Here is a 17,366-nt window from a genome sequence, read left to right as displayed (position 1 = left end):
CGCTGATGGCCGGGCATTGCCAACGCAGACATGGCACACTGTGCGCTTCACCACAGGAGTACCGCCATGAGCGAGCACGACGAGATCGACGGCAACGACGAAGAAGCCTTCACCGAGGCCACCCTCACCCAGGCCATCGAGAACCAGATCGAAAGCGGCGAACCCGCGGCGGCCAAGGCCACCTTCAACAAGCTGACCCTGGTCGGCTACGAGCGCGAGGACATCCTCAACCTCATGGCCCACGTGCTGGCCATCGAAATCGACGCCATGCTCGACGAAGACCGCCCGTTCAACACCGAATGGTATGAAACCGCCCTGCGCGCCCTGCCGGAGCTGCCACCTGAGGCGGATCAAGGCGACATCGAATAAGCCCGTCTACACTCCTGACTTCCATCCTTGTCTCGAAGTCAGGAGTTGCCCATGTCCTTCACCCCGGAACTGATCGCCGAACTGGAAGTGCTTGCCCTGTTCAACCTGGACAGCCACCAGGAAGGCATCAAGGTTGGCAGCAGCGCCTCCCCGGCCCTGATCGCCGCCGCCCAGCGTCTGTACGACAAAGAGCTCACCGACCAGCCTGATGGTGGCTACCTCACCAGCCTGGGCAACGACGCCGCCGAAAGCGTCCAACTGCTCCTGACCATCCTCAAGACCCCGCAGCCCGCCTGATTTCACCAAGCCCGCCCTCACCCCGTGGGAGCGGGCTTGCCCCGCGATGACCCCCCAGACGAACGTTGTAAAACTGACGTCAAAAAGCCACCAACCCCTTATCCGACCGCCCCACTCAGGCTAAACTCGCCAGTGCTCCCCTGCCTGCCTGAGTGCGCAATGAACCACCCCCATGAAATCCGCCCCGATCTTGACCAAGGCATCGACCGCAAGGAGCTGTCCAAGCTGCGCGCGCGCTTCCTGAAGATCAACCAGGGCCGCCTGGCACGGGCCATGGAGGGGCTGTCCACGCGCCAGCAGCAGGTCCTCACCCTGTTGCCACTGTTCTTCCACGTCAATCACCCGCTGTTGCCGGGCTACGTCTCGGGCACCACCCCCGCCGGCGTGTCCGGCTTCGAGCCCGACAGCGACCTGCTGGCCGAGGCCCAGCGCCTGACCCGCTCGTTCACCTACAAGCCGCGCCACGGCAAGCCACCGCAACCGATCCACGGCCTGTTCCTGATGGGCAGCCTGGGCACCCTGGCCCAGGCCGAGCAGAGCGACATGGACCTGTGGGTCTGCCACGCCCCCGACCTGGACGAGCAGGCCCTGGCCGACCTGCGGCGCAAATGCCAGCTGCTCGAGGCCTGGGCCGCCAGCCAGGGCGCCGAGGCGCATCTGTTCCTGATCGAGCCTCGCGGCTTCGTCCAGGGCGAGCGCGACAGCCAGCTCAGCTCCGACGACTGCGGCACCACCCAGCATTACCTGCTGCTCGACGAGTTCTACCGCACTGCCATCTGGCTGGCCGGGCGCACACCGCTGTGGTGGCTGGTGCCGGTGTACCAGGAGCATAACTACCGGGACTTCACCCAGACCCTGCTGGCCAAGCGCTTCATCCGCATCACCGACGCCCTGGACCTCGGCAACCTGGCGCACATACCGCCTGGCGAGTATGTCGGCGCCGGGCTGTGGCAGCTGTTCAAGGGCATCGACTCGCCCTACAAGTCGCTGCTCAAGCTGCTGCTCACCGAAGCCTACGCCAGCGAACACCCGCAGGTGCGCTGCCTGAGCCTGGACTACAAGCAGGCCGTGTTCGCCAACCAGCTGGACCTGGACGAGCTAGACCCCTACGTCATGGTCTACCGGCGCATCGAACGCTACCTGCTCCAGCGCGGCGAATCGGCGCGCCTGGAACTGGTGCGGCGCAGCCTGTACCTGAAAGTGAACAAGAAGCTCAGCGACCTGGGCCGTACCCGCAGCGGCGGCTGGCAGCGCCAGCTGCTTGGGCGCCTGACCGAGGAATGGGGCTGGGACGAGCGCCAGCTGGCGCTGCTCGACAGCCGCAGCCAGTGGAAAGTGCGCCAGGTGGCGGTCGAGCGCCGCGAACTGGTGGCAGAGCTGAACCACAGCTACCGCTTCCTGACCCAGTTCGCCCGCCTGCAGAACGCCAACAGCCGCGCCGACCAGCGCGACCTCAACGTCCTCGGCCGGCGCCTGTACGCCGCCTTCGAACGTCGGGCCGGCAAGATCGAGGTGATCAACCCGGGCATCGCCCCGGACCTGGCCGAAGACACCCTCACCCTGGTGCACTCGCCCAACCGCAAGGAACCCGGTACCCATCACTGGGGCCTGTACAACGGCAACCTTGGCGTGCACGAGTGGGAGCACTTCAGCCCGATCAAGCGCTGCCGCGAGCTGCTCGAACTGCTCACCTGGGCCCATCGCAACGGCGTGATCGACAGCGGCACACGCCTGGCCCTGCACCCTGGCGCCAGCGACCTGAGCGAGTTCGAGCTGTTCAACCTGATCGGCAGCCTGCAGCAGAGCATCCCCCTGCCGTTGGAGACGGTCAGCGAGGTGCGCCTGCTGCAACCGAGCGTGGCCGATGAGATCCTGCTGCTGGTGAATGTCGGGGTCGATCCACTGCGCCATCACCGCGACCTGAATATCCTGATGACCACCGAGCGCACCGACTCGCTGAGCTACGCCGGGGTGCGCGAGAACCTGGTGCTGACCCTCGACCAGATCACCCTCAACAGCTGGAACGAAGTGCTGGTGCAGCGCTACGACGGCGAGCATGCGCTGGTGCGCTGCCTGCGCGACTTCCTCAACAGCCTGGGCCAGCGCAGCCACCGCCCGCGGGTGCGAGTGCGCTGCTACTGCCACAACCGCGCCCAGGCCATCAGCCAGCGGGTCGAGGACATCTTCGACACCGTGCAGCTGCTGCTCGACCAGGGTCTGAATCACCGTTACCTGCTGCAGGTGGCCCAGCACACCCACATCCTCGACCTGCAGCCCGGGCAAGTGACCCTGGCCAGCCTCGCCGACCACGACGCGGTGCTCACGGCCCTCGGCGAGGAGCGCAGCCGCTACAGCCCGCTGCATCTGGACGCCCATGCCCTGCAGGACCACGACCTGCCGCTGGTCCTGGCCCAGGGTCGCCCCGGCTGCATCCAGGTGTTCTACCGGCTGTTCGAAGGCTGGGCCGACCTGTACGTGCTCGACGAGCACAACGCGCTCTGGCAGCAACGGCTGCCGCTGCAGGACGAGCAGCACCTGCTGCTGCCACTGCAACGCTTCCTGCAGTCAATGCTGATGCGCCGCGACGCCCAGCTGCCCTTGGACAGCCTGCCGCTGGTGTCCCTGGACATCCTCTACTACCAGTTGCTGCCCTCCGGCCTCGGCAAGGCACGCAGTCTGGAGCCGCGACAGACGCCAATGGACAGCCAGAACCAGGCCTACTACGAGGTCCAGGCGATCCTCCAGGCGGGTACCGGCGACGGAGTGCATGCCACGCTCTACTGCGACCAGCAGGAGTTTTCCGAACTGGAGCATGGCGACCAGCTGTACGCCGTGGTCGCCCGGCAGATCCTGGGCCAGCGCCGCAGCAGCGGCCGTTACCGCTGCTACATCACCGACCTCGACCTGTCCGAGCTGCTGGAGGACGAGCAGGGGTCCACCAGCCTGTACCTGCGCTACAAGCGCGAGCTGGAGCAGGCGCTCAACGATGGGCTGGAACAGCTGCAGGCGCGGCTGGAGCCCTGACTGCCTCTGCGTTCACGGCCGCTCCTACACAGAACTAGCGCAGTATCAGAGATCGAAATCCCCTGCCGCTTCCGGCTGGTACTCGACTGCCAGCAGCTCCAGCTTGAGGGTCTTGCCGCCCGGCGCCGGCCAGTCGATCTGGTCGCCTACCGACAGGCCCAGCAAGGCACAGCCGATCGGCGCGAGGATCGAGACGTTGCCCTCGGTGCCAGCATCCTTCGGATACACCAGGGTCAGGTGATAGTCCTTGCCGCTGGCGATCTCGCGGCAGTGCACCCGCGAGTTCATGGTCACCACGCCGGCTGGCACCTCCTCATGCCCGACCACCTGCTCGGCACGGTCCAGCTCGTCCTGCAGGGCGAGCACACCCGGAGTGCTTTCATCGAGGTCGTCGAGCAGGCGCTCGAGACGCTGCACGTCCAAGCGGGTGAGGGTAAGGGAAGGCTTGGTGCTCATGATCCAGTCAGACTCCTTTGAACAGGCAATTTTCAACAGGCAGATAAAGCAAAACCCCGCCCAAGGGCGGGGTTTGCGAAAGGCTGTGGCGTCATCGACGCAGCCCCTGACACTACCACAGCGGGGCAAATACTCAAGCCCACACCTTCGTTGTGCCTATGCCGATGCCCGTGTTTTCAGGGCCAGCGCCTCGCGGCAGATCTGCCGGCGCCGCTCGTCATCGGCCGAGCGCCACTCGCGGATATGCTCGACATGGCGATGGCAACCGGTGCAGACCTTGTGCTCATCCAGCCGACATATGCTGATACAAGGTGACGGCACCGCCGGGCTCACGTTGCTGTAGAGCGGCTTGGGTGGCCGGGGCAGGTCGCTCATCTCAGATCTCGTCGAAGTCCAGCTTCTCGCCGGCGCGCTCCCAGACGATGCGCTCGAGCATCTCGCCCAGCAGCTCTTCGCTCTTCTCGCAGACCCACTTGCCGCTCTCTTCGTCGTAGTCGAAGTGAAAGCCGCCGGACTTGTCCGCCAGCCACAGCTGGCGCAGCGGCTCCTGGCGGCTGAAGATCAGCTGGCTGCCGTTGTCGAACTTTACGGTGAGAACGCCGGCGGAGTTCTCCATGTCCAGGTCCATGCCGCTTTCATCGAACAGGTCTTCCAGGGCCTGTTGGGTCGCATCGACCAGGTCGTGGAAACGCGCTTCGCTCAAACTCATTGCAGGGACCTCGAAAAATGGCTGTACACACGCAAGCCGGGCACGATAAGGGCGAACGCCTCAAGCTACAAGCTAATCGCTGTAAGAAAAAGCCGCATGTCCTTCGGTCGCCCACGCCCGCCGAGCGGGGGCGCCCCTTGCATAGGCAATCAGGTGGGCGCTCGGTATACTCGGCCGCAATACTGCATATTTCCAAGGATTTCACCCATGAAACGCCTGATTTCCTCCCTCGCGGCGCTGGTCGCGGTTGCCTGCCTCGTTTCGGCCTGCGGTCAGAAAGGCCCCCTGTACCTGCCTGAAGACGGCAAGGACGGCAAAGGCCCGCGCAAATCGCACCAGCATGCCAAGCCTGTCCAGCCGCAACCGGTGCTGGTGCAGCCGCAAGAGCAGCCAGAAGAGTCGCCCGCGCAGTAAGGAAATCCCATGGACGCATTCAACTACCGCGGCGGCGAGCTGTTCGCGGAAGGGGTGGCCCTGACGGCGATCGCCGAACGCTTCGGCACGCCCACCTACGTGTACTCGCGCGCCCATATCGAGGCCCAGTACCGCAGCTACACCGACGCCCTGCAAGGGGTCGAGCACCTGGTCTGCTTCGCGGTCAAGGCCAACTCCAACCTGGGCGTGCTGAACCTGCTGGCGCGCCTCGGCGCAGGCTTCGACATCGTCTCCGGCGGTGAACTGGAGCGCGTCCTGGCCGCCGGTGGCCGTGCCGATCGCGTGGTGTTCTCCGGGGTCGGCAAGACCCGTGAAGACATGCGCCGCGCCCTGGAAGTGGGCGTGCACTGCTTCAATGTCGAGTCCACCGACGAGCTCGAGCGCCTCCAGGTCGTTGCCGCCGAAATGGGCAAGACGGCACCGGTTTCGCTACGTGTGAACCCGGACGTCGACGCCGGCACCCACCCGTACATTTCCACCGGTCTCAAAGAGAACAAGTTCGGCATCGCCATCGCCGACGCCGAGGCGATCTACGTGCGCGCCGCGCAGCTGCCGAACCTGGACGTGGTCGGCGTCGACTGCCACATCGGCTCGCAGCTGACCACCGTCGAGCCCTTCCTCGACGCCCTCGACCGCCTGCTGGTACTGGTCGACCGCCTGGCCGAGTGCGGCATCCACCTGCGCCACCTGGACCTCGGCGGCGGGGTCGGCGTGCGCTACCGCGACGAGCAGCCACCGCTGCTGGCCGACTACATCGCAGCCATTCGCGAGCGCGTCGGCGAGCGCGACCTGGCCCTGGTGTTCGAGCCGGGCCGCTACATCGTCGCCAACGGCGGCGTGCTGCTGACCCGTGTGGAATACCTCAAGCACACCGAGCACAAGGACTTCGCCATCATCGACGCGGCCATGAACGACCTGATCCGTCCCGCCTTGTACCAGGCCTGGATGGACGTCAGCGCGGTCAAGCCCCGTGAAGGCGAAGGCCGGGCCTACGACCTGGTCGGCCCGATCTGCGAGACCGGCGACTTCCTGGGCAAGGACCGCGTACTGGACCTGGCCGAGGGCGACCTGCTGGCCGTCCGCTCCGCGGGCGCCTATGGTTTCGTCATGAGCTCCAACTACAACACCCGTGGCCGTTGCGCCGAAGTGCTGGTCGATGGCGACCAGGCCTTCGAAGTGCGTCGCCGCGAGACCGTCGCCGAATTGTTCGCCGGCGAAAGCCTGCTGCCGGAGTGAGCCCATGCTGCTGCGTTTCACCAAGATGCACGGGCTGGGCAACGACTTCATGGTCCTCGACCTGGTCAGCCAGCACGCACACATCCAACCCAAGCACGCCAAGCAATGGGGCGACCGCAACACCGGCATCGGCTTCGACCAGCTGCTGATCGTCGAGGCGCCGAACAACCCGGATGTGGACTTCCGCTACCGGATCTTCAACGCCGACGGCTCCGAAGTCGAGCAGTGCGGCAACGGCGCGCGCTGCTTCGCCCGCTTCGTGCTGGACAAGCGCCTGACCGCCAAGAAGCGCATTCGCGTCGAGACCAAGGGCGGCATCATCGAACTCGATGTGCGCAACGACGGCCAGATCTGCGTCGACATGGGGCCGCCACGCTTCGCCCCGGCCGAGATCCCGTTCATCGCCGACGAGCAGGCCAGCAGCTATGCGCTGGAAGTCGATGGCCAGGTGCACCAGATCGCCGCTGTGTCCATGGGCAACCCGCATTCGGTGCTGCGCGTCGATGACGTGCGCAGTGCGCCGGTCCATGAGCTGGGCCCGAAGATCGAGCATCACCCGCGCTTCCCGCAGCGGGTCAATGCCGGCTTCATCCAGGTGGTCGACCGCCACCGCGCCAACCTGCGGGTATGGGAGCGTGGCGCCGGCGAGACCCAGGCCTGCGGCACCGGCGCCTGCGCCGCGGCCGTGGCGGCGATCAGCCAGGGCTGGATGGACTCGCCGGTGACCATCGACCTGCCGGGTGGCCGCCTGAGCATCGAGTGGGCCGGCCCCGGCAAGCCGGTGCTGATGACCGGCCCCGCCGTCCGCGTGTTCGAAGGACAAGTTCGTCTCTAAGCGAGTATCCGCCATGACCGATCAGCCTAACGTTGCATCCCCGCAGGCCCGTGAGCTCGATGCCGAAGCGGTGGTCGCGTACCTGCGCGCCCACCCGACCTTCTTCGCCGAGCACGACGAACTGCTGCTCGAACAGCGCATTCCCCACCAGCGCGGCGACAGCGTGTCGCTGGTGGAGCGCCAGCTCAAGCTGCTGCGCGACCGCAACATCGAGATGCGCCATCGCCTGTCGCAGCTGATGGACGTGGCCCGCGACAACGACCGGCTGTTCGACAAGACCCGCCGGCTGATCCTCGACCTGCTCGACGCCGGCACCCTCGAAGAGGTGGTGATGGCGGTCGAGGACAGCCTGCGCCAGGAGTTCCAGGTGCCCTTCGTCAGCCTGATCCTGTTCGGCGAGAACGCCGCGCCCGTGGGCCGCTGGGTTTCCGGTGCCGAGGCGCAGCAGGCCATCGGCGGGCTGATCGGCGGCGGCAAGACCATCAGCGGCAGCCTGCGCGAGCATGAACTGGCCTTCCTGTTCGGCGATGCCCAGCACAAGGAAGTCGGTTCCAGCGCCGTGGCCACCCTCGAGTACCAGGGCCTGCACGGCGTGCTGGCGATCGGCAGCCGCGACCCGCAGCACTACAAGAGCAGTGTCGGCACCCTGTTCCTCAGCTACATCGCCGAAGTACTTGGCCGCGTGGTGCCGCGCTTCACCCAGACGCTGCGCTCGGTGCGCTGATGGAACGCCAGCTGGAGGCTTATTGCGCTCACCTGCGCAACGAGCGCCAGGTGTCCGAGCACACCCTGCTGGCCTACCGTCGCGACCTCGAGAAAGTCATCGAATTCTGCAACACCCAGGGTATCGTCGGCTGGGGCGCCCTGCAGGTCCAGCAGCTGCGCCAGCTGGTCGCCCGCCAGCACCACCACGGCCAGTCCTCGCGCAGCCTGGCGCGCCTGCTTTCAGCGGTGCGCGGCCTGTACCGCTACCTCAACCGCGAAGGCCATTGCCAGCACGACCCGGCCAACGGCCTGGCGCCGCCCAAGGGTGAGCGGCGCCTGCCCAAGGTGCTGGACACCGACCGCGCCCTGCAACTGCTCGATGGCGGCGTCGACGACGAGTTCATCGCCCGCCGCGACCAGGCGATCCTCGAACTGTTCTACTCGTCCGGCCTGCGCCTGTCGGAGCTGACCGGGCTCGACCTCGAACACCTGGACCTGGCCGCCGGGCTGGTGCAGGTGCACGGCAAGGGCGGCAAGAGCCGCGTGCTGCCGGTCGGCCGCAAGGCCCGTGAGGCGCTGCAGGCGTGGCTCAAGCTGCGCGGCATTGCCGGGCCACGGGACGGCGCGGTGTTCCTCAGCCGCCAGGGCAAGCGCCTCGGCCCCCGCGCCATCCAGCTGCGGGTCAAGGCCGCCGGCGAGCGCGAGCTCGGCCAGCACCTGCACCCGCACATGCTTCGCCATTCCTTCGCCAGCCACCTGCTGGAATCGTCCCAGGACCTGCGCGCGGTGCAGGAGATGCTCGGCCACGCCGACATCAGCACCACGCAGATCTACACCCACCTGGACTTCCAGCACCTGGCCGCGGTGTACGACAGCGCCCACCCTCGGGCCAAACGCAGCAAGGACACGGACTCATGAGCATCAAGCTGATCACCTTCGACCTGGACGACACCCTCTGGGACACCGCGCCGGTCATCGCCAGCGCCGAAGTCGTCCTGCGCGACTGGCTCGAAGCCAACGCGCCGATCCTCGGCGGCGTGCCGGTGGAGCACCTGTTCGCCATCCGCGAGCGCCTGGTGCAGGCCGAACCGGGCCTCAAGCACCGCATCAGCGCCCTGCGCCGGCGGGTGCTGTTCCACGCCCTGGAAGAGGTCGGCTACAGCGAGAAACACGCCCAGGAGCTGGCCAACGAGGGCTTCGAGGTGTTCCTGCATGCCCGGCACCAGGTGGAGGTGTTCCCCGAGGTGCAGCCGGTGCTGGAGATCCTGCGCCACCACTACACCCTCGGCGTGGTCACCAATGGCAATGCCGACGTGCGCCGCCTGGGGCTGGCGGACTACTTCCGCTTCGCCCTGTGCGCCGAGGACCTGGGCATCGGCAAACCGGACCCGGCACCGTTCCTCGAAGCGCTGAAGCGCGGCGAGGTGGACGCGCAGGCGGCGGTGCACGTCGGCGACCACCCGGGCGACGACATCGCCGGCGCCCAGAGCGCCGGGTTGCGCGCAGTGTGGTTCAACCCGCAGCACAAGCCCTGGAGTGGCGAGCAGGCACCGGATGCCGAGATCCAGCGGCTGTCGCAGTTGCCCGACGTGCTGGCGCGCTGGCGCTGACCGGGCTGCGCTATCCCTGTAGGAGCGGCCTTGTGCCGCGAAAGGGCTGCGCAGCGGCCCTAGGATTTGAGTGTCGACAACGGCCCCGGGGCCGCTTTGCGGCCCTTTCGCGGCACAAGGCCGCTCCTACAGAGACCGTGCCAACCTGACAGGCACAAAAAAGCCCGCAGCGACGGCGGGCTTTTTTGCGTTCAGCCACTCAGATAGGGCGGCTGCCGTACTTGTTGTCCGGCTTCTTGGGCGGATCGGCGACCACGTTGGCCTCCACTTCCTGCACCTTGCCACCGCGCGACAGGAATTCTTCCATCGCCTTGGCCAGCGCATCGCGCTCTTTCTGCTTGGCTTCCATGCTCGGCATCTCGTCTACCGAGACCGCCGCCTTGGACTTGCCCTTGGCCGCCGGAGCCGGGCTGCTGTCGTCGTCGCCGGAGTCGTCCCCGCCGTCGTCAGCCGCTGCCTCAAGGCCTTCATCAGCCTCGTCTTCGTCGCCTACCTCGAGGTCGTCATTTTCCAGATCGTCGTCGCTCATGTTCTACCTCATGACTTGCGAAAAGCAGGTTAGTTATAGACCGGTGCAGCCGTAGACCGGCAGCCACCAGTGAAAATTCAACTGGCCGTGGATTGGCCACTGCCCTGGGTGTCCACCCCCTCATGGGGGGCCCGGCACCCTGCAGGCCCTGCTCCTGGCAAGGCCTGACAAAATTTTTGAGCCCTTGCTGGCCACAGGCTATTGGCAAGCCTAGCAAAGGGTAGCGAAGTGTGTGGACTACTCGTCCAGCTTCCTTCGGCGCGCATTCTAGCGCGCTCGCAGAAAAAGCAAAGCACCAGAAACACCCGATGGCTTGTAAGTTTTAACCCCGGGTCGTGATCAGCGCAGGGAAACCGTTTGCCCCAGGCCAAACGGTAAATTACAGGCAAAAAAATGCCCGGCGAACCGGGCAAGTTTTCCAGCATCGCGATTACAGGTTGTAGCCGCGCTCGTTGTGTTGAGCCAGGTCGAGGCCGACCGACTCTTCTTCTTCGCTGACCCGCAGCCCCATCACCAGGTCGAGGACCTTGAGGATCACGTAGGTGACAATGGCGGTGTAGACCACGGTGAAGATCACGCCCTTGGCCTGGATCCAGAACTGCGCGGCGATGTCGGTGACCGCGCCGAAGCCGCCCAGGGCAGGCGCCGCGAACACACCGGTGAGCAGTGCACCGATGATGCCGCCGATGCCGTGCACGCCGAAGGCGTCCAGGGAGTCGTCATAGCCCAGCTTGCGCTTGAGGCTGGTGGCGCAGAAGTAGCAGACCACGCCGGACACCAGGCCGATCACCAGGGCGCCCATCGGGCCGACGGTGCCGGCGGCCGGGGTGATGGCGACCAGGCCGGCGACCACGCCCGAAGCAATGCCCAGGGCGCTTGGCTTGCCGTGGAAGATCCACTCGGCGAACATCCAGCCCAGGGCGGCGGCGGCGGTGGCGATCTGGGTCACCAGCATGGCCATGCCGGCGGTGCCGTTGGCCGCGGCAGCGGAACCTGCGTTGAAGCCGAACCAGCCGACCCACAGCATGGCCGCGCCCATCAGGGTGTAGCCCAGGTTGTGCGGGGCCATCGGCGTGGTCGGGTAGCCCTTGCGCTTGCCCAGCACCAGGCAGCAGACCAGGCCGGCGATACCGGCGTTGATGTGCACCACGGTGCCGCCGGCGAAGTCCAGCACGCCCCAGTCCCACATCAGCGCGCCGTCACCGCTCCAGACCATGTGCGCGATCGGCGCATAGACCAGGGTGAACCACACGCCCATGAAGATCAGCATCGCCGAGAACTTCATGCGTTCGGCGAAGGCTCCGACGATCAGCGCCGGGGTGATGATGGCGAAGGTCATCTGGAAGGTGATGAACACCGCCTCGGGGAACAGCGCGGCGGCCGAGGTCAGGCCCGACGGCGTGACGCCGTTGAGGAAGGCCTTGGAGAAGCCACCGATGAAGGAATTGAAGTTGAGCACGCCCTTTTCCATACCGGCGGTATCGAAAGCCAGGCTGTAGCCGTAGATGACCCACAGGATGCTGATCAACCCGGTAATGGCGAAACACTGCATCATCACCGACAGCACGTTCTTCGAGCGCACCATGCCGCCGTAGAACAGGGCCAGGCCCGGGATGGTCATGAACAGGACCAGTGCCGTCGAGGTGAGCATCCAGGCGGTGTCGCCGGAGTTCAGCACGGGGGCGGCAGTTTCCTCGGCCAGGGCCAGCCCTGGCATTACGAGGGACAATAGGGCTCCTAGCCCTGCGATCTTGCGCAGAGTCATGTTGTTTTCTCCTGGGGCGTTGGGTTTGGTGAGGCTTGGTTTGGCGCTTAGATCGCGTCGGTATCGGTTTCGCCGGTACGGATGCGGATCGCCTGCTCCAGATTGACCACGAAGATCTTGCCGTCGCCGATCTTGCCGGTGTTGGCCGCCTTGGTGATGGCTTCGATCACCCGATCGAGGTCCTTGTCGTCGATGGCGACATCGATCTTCACCTTGGGCAGGAAATCGACCACATATTCAGCGCCGCGATACAGCTCGGTGTGACCCTTCTGCCGGCCGAAGCCTTTGACTTCGGTCACGGTGATGCCCTGCACGCCGATTTCCGACAGCGACTCGCGCACGTCGTCCAGCTTGAACGGCTTGATGATGGCAGTGACTAGCTTCATGAAACTCTCTCCCGATTTGGTGGACTTGCCCCAGGAAAACAAACCCGTCTCAAGTCTAAGCGCAGCGCCTGGCTTTGTAACGCGTCGTCGGCTCCATCCTCCCCGCCGACGCACGATCCGGCTGTGACGAAGAACCTTCCGGCTCCGCCTGCGCACTGCCTGGTCACAAGGGACTGCATCAGTGCATGGCTCGCTCAGGTCTTTGCAGAAACCTTGCCAGTTGGCGCAAGTCACGGGAAAACAGATAGTTGCGTGAACCGGCAGGGATTGGCCAATCGCCAGCAGGGAAAAAGCGCACAAAATCGGTGCGCGACCTTTGGCCGCCCTGCGCGAAAAGCGTGCAACGCAAGTGGCCCGGAGCCCCGTGCTACACTGCTGCCCTTTCAGTGATCAGCGGATACCAGACATGCTCGCGCCCAAAGCCTTCCTCGATGCCCTGAGCGACCAGGCCTCGCGCCTGTTCAGCGGTGACACCGCCGCGCCCCGCGCCGAACTGGAAAGCCAGTTCAAGGTGCTGATGCAGGGTGCCTTCAGCAAGCTCGACCTGGTCAGCCGCGAGGAGTTCGACAGCCAGATGGTGGTGCTGGCCCGTACCCGCGCCCGCCTCGAAGCCCTCGAGCGGCAATTCGCCGAGCTGGAAACACGGATCGCCCCGCCTACTCAGGAATAAGCCATGCAACCGTCCAGCGATTACCCGGTACTGCTGTTCTCCTACGGCACCTTGCAGGACAAGGCCGTGCAACTGGCCAACTTCGGCCGTGAACTGACCGGCCAGGCCGACCGCATGCCGGGCTATCGCCAGGACTGGGTGCAGATCACCGACCCTGAAGTGCTGGCCACCAGCGGCAAGAGCCACCACCCCATCGTCTCCCCCAGCGAGCGGGCCGAAGACAGCGTCGCCGGCATGGTCTTCCAGATCAGCGAACAAGAGCTGGCCGCCGCCGACCGCTACGAAGTGGCGGACTACAAGCGTATCGCCGTCGGCCTCGCCTCGGGGCTGACCGCCTGGGTTTACGTACGCGCCTGAATGCCTCGGGCGTGGTGATTGATCACACGGAGTGCTTCCCCATGAAAGTCAGTGCACGCAATGTCTTCGAAGGTACCGTCAGCGCCGTCCAGCCTGGCGCGGTGAATGCCGAGGTCGAACTGACCCTCGGCGGCGGCGAGAAGCTGGTGGCGGTGGTCACCATGGCCAGCCTGCACAACCTCAACATCAATGTCGGCAAGCAGGCCGTGGCGCTGGTCAAGGCGCCCTGGGTGGTGCTGATGACCGATGCCGCCGGCTACAAGCTATCCGCGCGCAACAGCCTGGAAGGCGAAGTGCTGCGGGTCGGCGACGGCGCGGTGAATGCCGAGGTGGTGCTGAAGCTGTCGGGCGGCACCGAGGTGTACGCCATCGTCACCCGCGAAGCGGTGCAGGAGCTCGGCCTGAAGCCAGGTGTGAAGGCCACCGCGCTGATCAAGGCCTCGCACATCATCCTGGGCGCCAAGCCCTGATCGAATGCCCGCTTCTGCCTTGACCAGGCAGGAGCGGGCTTGCCCCGCGATAACATTTGCGCAGGGTATTGCATTAATTTCCCTCCCAGCAGATGAAACATAGTTAAGTTACGCCTTCCCGGTTGACTTCCCCGCTATGCTTTGCATAAAGTTCACCCGCCCCAAAAAGCGGGCCTTTATTTCAACTCACGAAGAATTCAATGGACACAGTATCTAGTCGCTGTCTGGCAGCCTTTGGCCGCCAGGCACTTGAACCGGAACTCCGGGCCCGCCCCTAGGTCGGGCAAGCCGCGCCAGAGCCTGTTGCTCCGCCGTAGCTTGCCGCCCCGGGTGCCCGCCCGGTCGGAGGCAAGCTCATGAACCTCGATATCGCCACCCCTCGCCTGCGCACCTGTGCGCACAAGGCCCCGCACTGTCCTGTCCTAGGCTGGGGCCTGTCCTCGTCCCTGGAACCGCCCAGTCGATAGCGCGCCCGTTACTGCCTGCAGTGACGCGCGCGATGCTGTCCGTTCGCTGAACTGACGCCATATAAATCGTCAGAAACTTCCGAACTTTAAATAATTAAAGTTCGTTGGAGTTCTATTGCCCGGCATTTAGCAAAGGGATTAACCGACCATGGAATCAGCCAGTCGAAAGTTCGCTGCCGATCTAATTTCCGGCATTCGCCAGCGAACACGTAAACGTCGGAAAAACCACGTTTTTCATTGTTTGAATCATTGCGACACGGGACACGTTCACTCACCTTCCCCACCGTGAGTCGACTGTGTGTCGTGCCGCCTCCTGCGGCAGGAGCACAGCCAAATGACCGTAAAAGACCGCAACACCCGCAGCAAAGCCGGCGAAGATACCCGCCTGTCCATGCGCGCCGCCCGCGAGGCACGCAACGGCCTGGCCGTGACCCTGGCCAACCTCGACGCCAGCGAGCTGGGCCTGACCGAGCACGAAGCCGCCAAGCGCCTGCAGCGCGACGGCGCCAACCAAGTCGCCCATGACAAGCCGCAACCGGCCCTGGTGCAACTGCTCAAGGCCCTGCACAACCCCTTCATCTACGTGCTGCTCACCCTCGCCGGCATCAGCTTCGTCACCGACTACTGGCTGCCGGTACGCGCAGGCGACCTGGAAGAAGCGGACCTGACCAAGGTCATCATCATCATGACCATGGTCAGCCTCAGCAGCCTGCTGCGCTTCTGGCAGGAGTACCGCTCGGGCAAGGCCGCCGATGCGCTCAAGGCCATGGTCCGTACCACCGCCACCGTGCTGCGCCGCGAGCGCCACGACCAGCCGGCGCGCCTGCGCGAAGTGCCGATGAACGAACTGGTGGCCGGCGATATCGTGCAACTGGCCGCTGGCGACATGATCCCCGCCGATATCCGCCTGATCGAGTCCCGCGACCTGTTCATCAGTCAGGCCGTGCTGACCGGCGAAGCGCTGCCGGTGGAGAAATACGACACCCTCGGCCACGTCGCGCAGAAGTCCGCCGGAGGCAGCGCCAACGATGAAAGCGGCCTGCTGGATCTGCCCAACATCGGCTTCATGGGCACCAACGTGGTCAGCGGCCGCGCCCGCGCCGTGGTGGTGGCCACCGGCAAGCGCACCTACTTCGGTTCGCTGGCCAAGGCCATCGTCGGCTCGCGCAGCCAGACCGCCTTCGACCGTGGCGTGAACAGCGTCAGCCGTCTGTTGATCCGCTTCATGCTGGTGATGGTGCCGGTGGTGTTCATGCTCAACGGCGTGGTCAAGGGCGACTGGAGCGACGCCTTCCTGTTCGCCCTGGCCGTGGCCGTGGGCCTGACCCCGGAAATGCTGCCGATGATCGTCAGCGCCAACCTGGCCAAGGGCGCCGTGGCCATGGCCCGGCGCAAGGTGGTGGTCAAACGCCTGAACGCCATCCAGAACTTCGGCTCGATGGATGTGCTGTGCACCGACAAGACCGGCACCCTGACCCAGGACCGCATCATCCTCGAGCACCACGTCGACCCCAGCGGCCACAAGGACCCGCGCCTGCTGGAACTGGCCTGGCTCAACAGCCACCACCAGAGCGGCGTGAAGAACCTGATGGACCAGGCCGTGCTGCGTTTTGCCGGCGAAGACCAGGGCTTCCAGCCACCCTATGTCTACGCCAAGGTCGACGAGCTGCCCTTCGACTTCATCCGCCGGCGCCTGTCGGTGATCGTCCAGGATGCCCTGGGCGATCACCTGCTGGTGAGCAAGGGCGCCGTCGAGGAAATGCTGGCCATCGCCACCCATGTGGAAGAAGGCGGCCAGCGGGTCGTCCTGGATGCCGGGCGACGCCAGCAACTGCTGGCCACCGCCAGCGCCTACAACCAGCAAGGCTTTCGCGTGCTGCTGGTCGGCACCCGTGACATTCCGGCCGTCGCCGGCAAGCCCCAGTACCACACCGATGACGAGCGCGAGCTGGTGATCCGTGGCTTCCTGACCTTCCTCGACCCGCCCAAGGAAACCGCCGGCCCGGCCATCGCCGCCCTGCGCGAGATGGGGGTGAAGGTCAAGGTGCTGACCGGCGACAACCCGGTGGTCACCTGCAAGGTCTGCCGCGAAGTGGGGCTGGAACCCGGCCAGCCGTTGCTCGGCCAGGACATCGAACGCCTGGACGACACCCAGCTCAAGGCGCTGGTCGAGGAGCGCACGGTGTTCGCCAAGCTCACCCCGTTGCAGAAGTCGCGAGTGCTCAAGGCGCTGCAGGCCAACGGCCACACCGTGGGCTTCCTCGGCGACGGCATCAACGACGCCCCGGCGCTGCGCGATGCCGACGTGGGCATCTCGGTGGACAGCGGTACCGACATCGCCAAGGAATCGGCCGACATCATCCTTCTGGAAAAGAGCCTGATGGTGCTGGAGGAAGGCGTGCTCAAGGGCCGCGAAACCTTCGGCAACATCATGAAGTACCTGTGCATGACCGCCAGCTCCAACTTCGGCAACGTGTTCTCGGTGCTGGTGGCCAGCGCGTTCATCCCGTTCATGCCGATGCTGGCGATCCACTTGCTGCTGCAGAACCTGATGTACGACTTTTCCCAGCTGTCGCTGCCGTGGGATCGCATGGACAAGGAATTCCTGCGCGAGCCGCGCAAGTGGGATGCCCGCAACATCGGCCGTTTCATGCTGTGGATCGGTCCCACTTCGTCGATCTTCGACATCACCACCTTCGCCCTGATGTGGTACGTGTTCGCCGCCAACAGCGTGGAAATGCAGGCACTGTTCCAGTCCGGCTGGTTCATCGAGGGGCTGCTGTCGCAAACGCTGGTGGTGCACATGCTGCGTACCCGCAAGGTGCCGTTCTTCCAGAGCACCGCAGCGCTGCCGGTGATCCTGGCCACCGGCCTGGTGATGTGCCTGGGCATCTACATCCCGTTCTCGCCGCTGGGGGCGATGGTCGGGCTGGTGCCGCTGCCGTGGGAATACTTCCCGTGGCTGGCCGCCACCCTGCTGGGCTACTGCCTTGTGGCCCAGGGCATGAAGACCCTGTACATCCGCCGCTTCGGCCAGTGGTTCTGA

Annotated in this window: 19 protein-coding genes; 13 read left to right on the top strand and 6 right to left on the bottom strand. The window is 65.3% G+C overall.

Annotation, left to right across the window (positions count from 1 at the left end; translation table 11 throughout):
- Positions 1 to 66 precede the first annotated feature (66 nt).
- The 3 genes from HU751_RS16120 (at position 67) to HU751_RS16110 (ending at position 3,690) form a co-directional block, all read left to right on the top strand.
- The gene (locus tag HU751_RS16120) at positions 67 to 369 is read left to right on the top strand and encodes a hypothetical protein (RefSeq protein WP_028688611.1); all 303 of its coding nucleotides are present in this window, start codon (positions 67 to 69) and stop codon (positions 367 to 369) included.
- A 51-nt stretch (positions 370 to 420) separates the two neighbouring features.
- The gene (locus tag HU751_RS16115) at positions 421 to 666 is read left to right on the top strand and encodes a TIGR02647 family protein (protein WP_110697049.1); all 246 of its coding nucleotides are present in this window, start codon (positions 421 to 423) and stop codon (positions 664 to 666) included.
- 159 nt (positions 667 to 825) lie between these two features.
- Complete coding sequence (locus tag HU751_RS16110) at positions 826 to 3,690, top strand: class I adenylate cyclase (RefSeq protein WP_186731873.1); 2,865 nt, start codon at positions 826 to 828, stop codon at positions 3,688 to 3,690.
- A gap of 45 nt (positions 3,691 to 3,735) precedes the next feature.
- On the opposite strand, the gene rnk is transcribed toward HU751_RS16110, so the two are convergent.
- From rnk to cyaY, 3 genes are all read right to left on the bottom strand, one after another.
- Positions 3,736 to 4,146, bottom strand: coding sequence for a nucleoside diphosphate kinase regulator (gene rnk, locus HU751_RS16105; RefSeq protein ID WP_186712156.1), 411 nt, complete (start codon positions 4,144 to 4,146; stop codon positions 3,736 to 3,738).
- A 156-nt stretch (positions 4,147 to 4,302) separates the two neighbouring features.
- The gene (locus tag HU751_RS16100) at positions 4,303 to 4,521 is read right to left on the bottom strand and encodes a DUF1289 domain-containing protein (RefSeq protein WP_050703272.1); all 219 of its coding nucleotides are present in this window, start codon (positions 4,519 to 4,521) and stop codon (positions 4,303 to 4,305) included.
- Between the two features lies 1 nt (position 4,522).
- Positions 4,523 to 4,855, bottom strand: a complete 333-nt coding sequence (gene cyaY, locus HU751_RS16095; RefSeq protein ID WP_028688616.1) for an iron donor protein CyaY — start codon at positions 4,853 to 4,855, stop codon at positions 4,523 to 4,525.
- A gap of 207 nt (positions 4,856 to 5,062) precedes the next feature.
- Between cyaY and lptM the strand changes: the two genes are divergently transcribed.
- From lptM to HU751_RS16065, 6 genes are read left to right on the top strand one after another with little or no spacing between them, the layout of a single operon-like run.
- Positions 5,063 to 5,269, top strand: coding sequence for an LPS translocon maturation chaperone LptM (gene lptM, locus HU751_RS16090; protein WP_050703271.1), 207 nt, complete (start codon positions 5,063 to 5,065; stop codon positions 5,267 to 5,269).
- 9 nt (positions 5,270 to 5,278) lie between these two features.
- The gene (gene lysA / locus HU751_RS16085) at positions 5,279 to 6,526 is read left to right on the top strand and encodes a diaminopimelate decarboxylase (protein WP_186731874.1); all 1,248 of its coding nucleotides are present in this window, start codon (positions 5,279 to 5,281) and stop codon (positions 6,524 to 6,526) included.
- A gap of 4 nt (positions 6,527 to 6,530) precedes the next feature.
- Positions 6,531 to 7,361 (top strand): diaminopimelate epimerase, encoded by an 831-nt coding sequence (dapF, locus tag HU751_RS16080; RefSeq protein WP_050703269.1) that lies wholly within the window; start codon positions 6,531 to 6,533, stop codon positions 7,359 to 7,361.
- Between the two features lie 13 nt (positions 7,362 to 7,374).
- A complete protein-coding gene (locus tag HU751_RS16075; RefSeq protein WP_028688619.1) occupies positions 7,375 to 8,085 on the top strand; it encodes a DUF484 family protein in 711 nt (236 codons plus the stop codon).
- Positions 8,085 to 8,984 (top strand): tyrosine recombinase XerC, encoded by a 900-nt coding sequence (xerC, locus tag HU751_RS16070; protein WP_186731875.1) that lies wholly within the window; start codon positions 8,085 to 8,087, stop codon positions 8,982 to 8,984. Before HU751_RS16075 ends, xerC begins: the two co-directional genes overlap by 1 nt.
- Positions 8,981 to 9,676, top strand: coding sequence for an HAD family hydrolase (locus tag HU751_RS16065; RefSeq protein WP_186731876.1), 696 nt, complete (start codon positions 8,981 to 8,983; stop codon positions 9,674 to 9,676). The genes xerC and HU751_RS16065 overlap by 4 nt, the downstream gene beginning before the upstream one ends.
- Before the next feature lie 199 nt (positions 9,677 to 9,875).
- Here HU751_RS16065 and sutA read toward each other — a convergent pair whose 3' ends face one another.
- The 3 genes from sutA to glnK all read right to left on the bottom strand — a co-directional run bounded on the left by sutA (position 9,876) and on the right by glnK (position 12,356).
- The gene (gene sutA, locus HU751_RS16060) at positions 9,876 to 10,205 is read right to left on the bottom strand and encodes a dormancy-specific transcriptional regulator SutA (protein ID WP_186731877.1); all 330 of its coding nucleotides are present in this window, start codon (positions 10,203 to 10,205) and stop codon (positions 9,876 to 9,878) included.
- Positions 10,206 to 10,635: 430 nt separating this feature from the next.
- Positions 10,636 to 11,970, bottom strand: a complete 1,335-nt coding sequence (locus HU751_RS16055; protein WP_186731878.1) for an ammonium transporter — start codon at positions 11,968 to 11,970, stop codon at positions 10,636 to 10,638.
- A gap of 47 nt (positions 11,971 to 12,017) precedes the next feature.
- The gene (gene glnK, locus HU751_RS16050; protein ID WP_002555808.1) at positions 12,018 to 12,356 is read right to left on the bottom strand and encodes a P-II family nitrogen regulator; all 339 of its coding nucleotides are present in this window, start codon (positions 12,354 to 12,356) and stop codon (positions 12,018 to 12,020) included.
- 406 nt (positions 12,357 to 12,762) lie between these two features.
- Here glnK and HU751_RS16045 point away from each other — a divergent pair, with 406 nt between their 5' ends.
- From HU751_RS16045 to mgtA, 4 genes are all read left to right on the top strand, one after another.
- Positions 12,763 to 13,026, top strand: a complete 264-nt coding sequence (locus tag HU751_RS16045) for an accessory factor UbiK family protein (RefSeq protein ID WP_186731879.1) — start codon at positions 12,763 to 12,765, stop codon at positions 13,024 to 13,026.
- 3 nt (positions 13,027 to 13,029) lie between these two features.
- On the top strand, positions 13,030 to 13,383 hold the full coding sequence (locus HU751_RS16040; RefSeq protein WP_186731880.1) for a gamma-glutamylcyclotransferase family protein: 354 nt from the start codon (positions 13,030 to 13,032) through the stop codon (positions 13,381 to 13,383).
- A gap of 41 nt (positions 13,384 to 13,424) precedes the next feature.
- Entirely contained in the window at positions 13,425 to 13,853 is a 429-nt protein-coding gene (locus HU751_RS16035) for a TOBE domain-containing protein (RefSeq protein WP_186731881.1), read from the top strand.
- An 801-nt stretch (positions 13,854 to 14,654) separates the two neighbouring features.
- Positions 14,655 to 17,366, top strand: a complete 2,712-nt coding sequence (gene mgtA, locus HU751_RS16030) for a magnesium-translocating P-type ATPase (protein WP_186731882.1) — start codon at positions 14,655 to 14,657, stop codon at positions 17,364 to 17,366.

The organism is Pseudomonas peradeniyensis, assembly GCF_014268935.2.
Lineage (GTDB): Bacteria > Pseudomonadota > Gammaproteobacteria > Pseudomonadales > Pseudomonadaceae > Aquipseudomonas > Aquipseudomonas peradeniyensis.
The sequence above is the reverse complement of the archived record's forward strand: the minus strand, read 5'-3'. Positions and strand labels throughout refer to the sequence as shown.

Coding starts and splice junctions, on each gene's coding strand:
- HU751_RS16120 (WP_028688611.1), top strand. CDS start 67: ATGAGCGAGCACGACGAGATCGACGGCAACGACGAAGAAGCCTTCACC.
- HU751_RS16115 (WP_110697049.1), top strand. CDS start 421: ATGTCCTTCACCCCGGAACTGATCGCCGAACTGGAAGTGCTTGCCCTG.
- HU751_RS16110 (WP_186731873.1), top strand. CDS start 826: ATGAACCACCCCCATGAAATCCGCCCCGATCTTGACCAAGGCATCGAC.
- rnk (WP_186712156.1), bottom strand. CDS start 4,146: ATGAGCACCAAGCCTTCCCTTACCCTCACCCGCTTGGACGTGCAGCGT.
- HU751_RS16100 (WP_050703272.1), bottom strand. CDS start 4,521: ATGAGCGACCTGCCCCGGCCACCCAAGCCGCTCTACAGCAACGTGAGC.
- cyaY (WP_028688616.1), bottom strand. CDS start 4,855: ATGAGTTTGAGCGAAGCGCGTTTCCACGACCTGGTCGATGCGACCCAA.
- lptM (WP_050703271.1), top strand. CDS start 5,063: ATGAAACGCCTGATTTCCTCCCTCGCGGCGCTGGTCGCGGTTGCCTGC.
- lysA (WP_186731874.1), top strand. CDS start 5,279: ATGGACGCATTCAACTACCGCGGCGGCGAGCTGTTCGCGGAAGGGGTG.
- dapF (WP_050703269.1), top strand. CDS start 6,531: ATGCTGCTGCGTTTCACCAAGATGCACGGGCTGGGCAACGACTTCATG.
- HU751_RS16075 (WP_028688619.1), top strand. CDS start 7,375: ATGACCGATCAGCCTAACGTTGCATCCCCGCAGGCCCGTGAGCTCGAT.
- xerC (WP_186731875.1), top strand. CDS start 8,085: ATGGAACGCCAGCTGGAGGCTTATTGCGCTCACCTGCGCAACGAGCGC.
- HU751_RS16065 (WP_186731876.1), top strand. CDS start 8,981: ATGAGCATCAAGCTGATCACCTTCGACCTGGACGACACCCTCTGGGAC.
- sutA (WP_186731877.1), bottom strand. CDS start 10,205: ATGAGCGACGACGATCTGGAAAATGACGACCTCGAGGTAGGCGACGAA.
- HU751_RS16055 (WP_186731878.1), bottom strand. CDS start 11,970: ATGACTCTGCGCAAGATCGCAGGGCTAGGAGCCCTATTGTCCCTCGTA.
- glnK (WP_002555808.1), bottom strand. CDS start 12,356: ATGAAGCTAGTCACTGCCATCATCAAGCCGTTCAAGCTGGACGACGTG.
- HU751_RS16045 (WP_186731879.1), top strand. CDS start 12,763: ATGCTCGCGCCCAAAGCCTTCCTCGATGCCCTGAGCGACCAGGCCTCG.
- HU751_RS16040 (WP_186731880.1), top strand. CDS start 13,030: ATGCAACCGTCCAGCGATTACCCGGTACTGCTGTTCTCCTACGGCACC.
- HU751_RS16035 (WP_186731881.1), top strand. CDS start 13,425: ATGAAAGTCAGTGCACGCAATGTCTTCGAAGGTACCGTCAGCGCCGTC.
- mgtA (WP_186731882.1), top strand. CDS start 14,655: ATGACCGTAAAAGACCGCAACACCCGCAGCAAAGCCGGCGAAGATACC.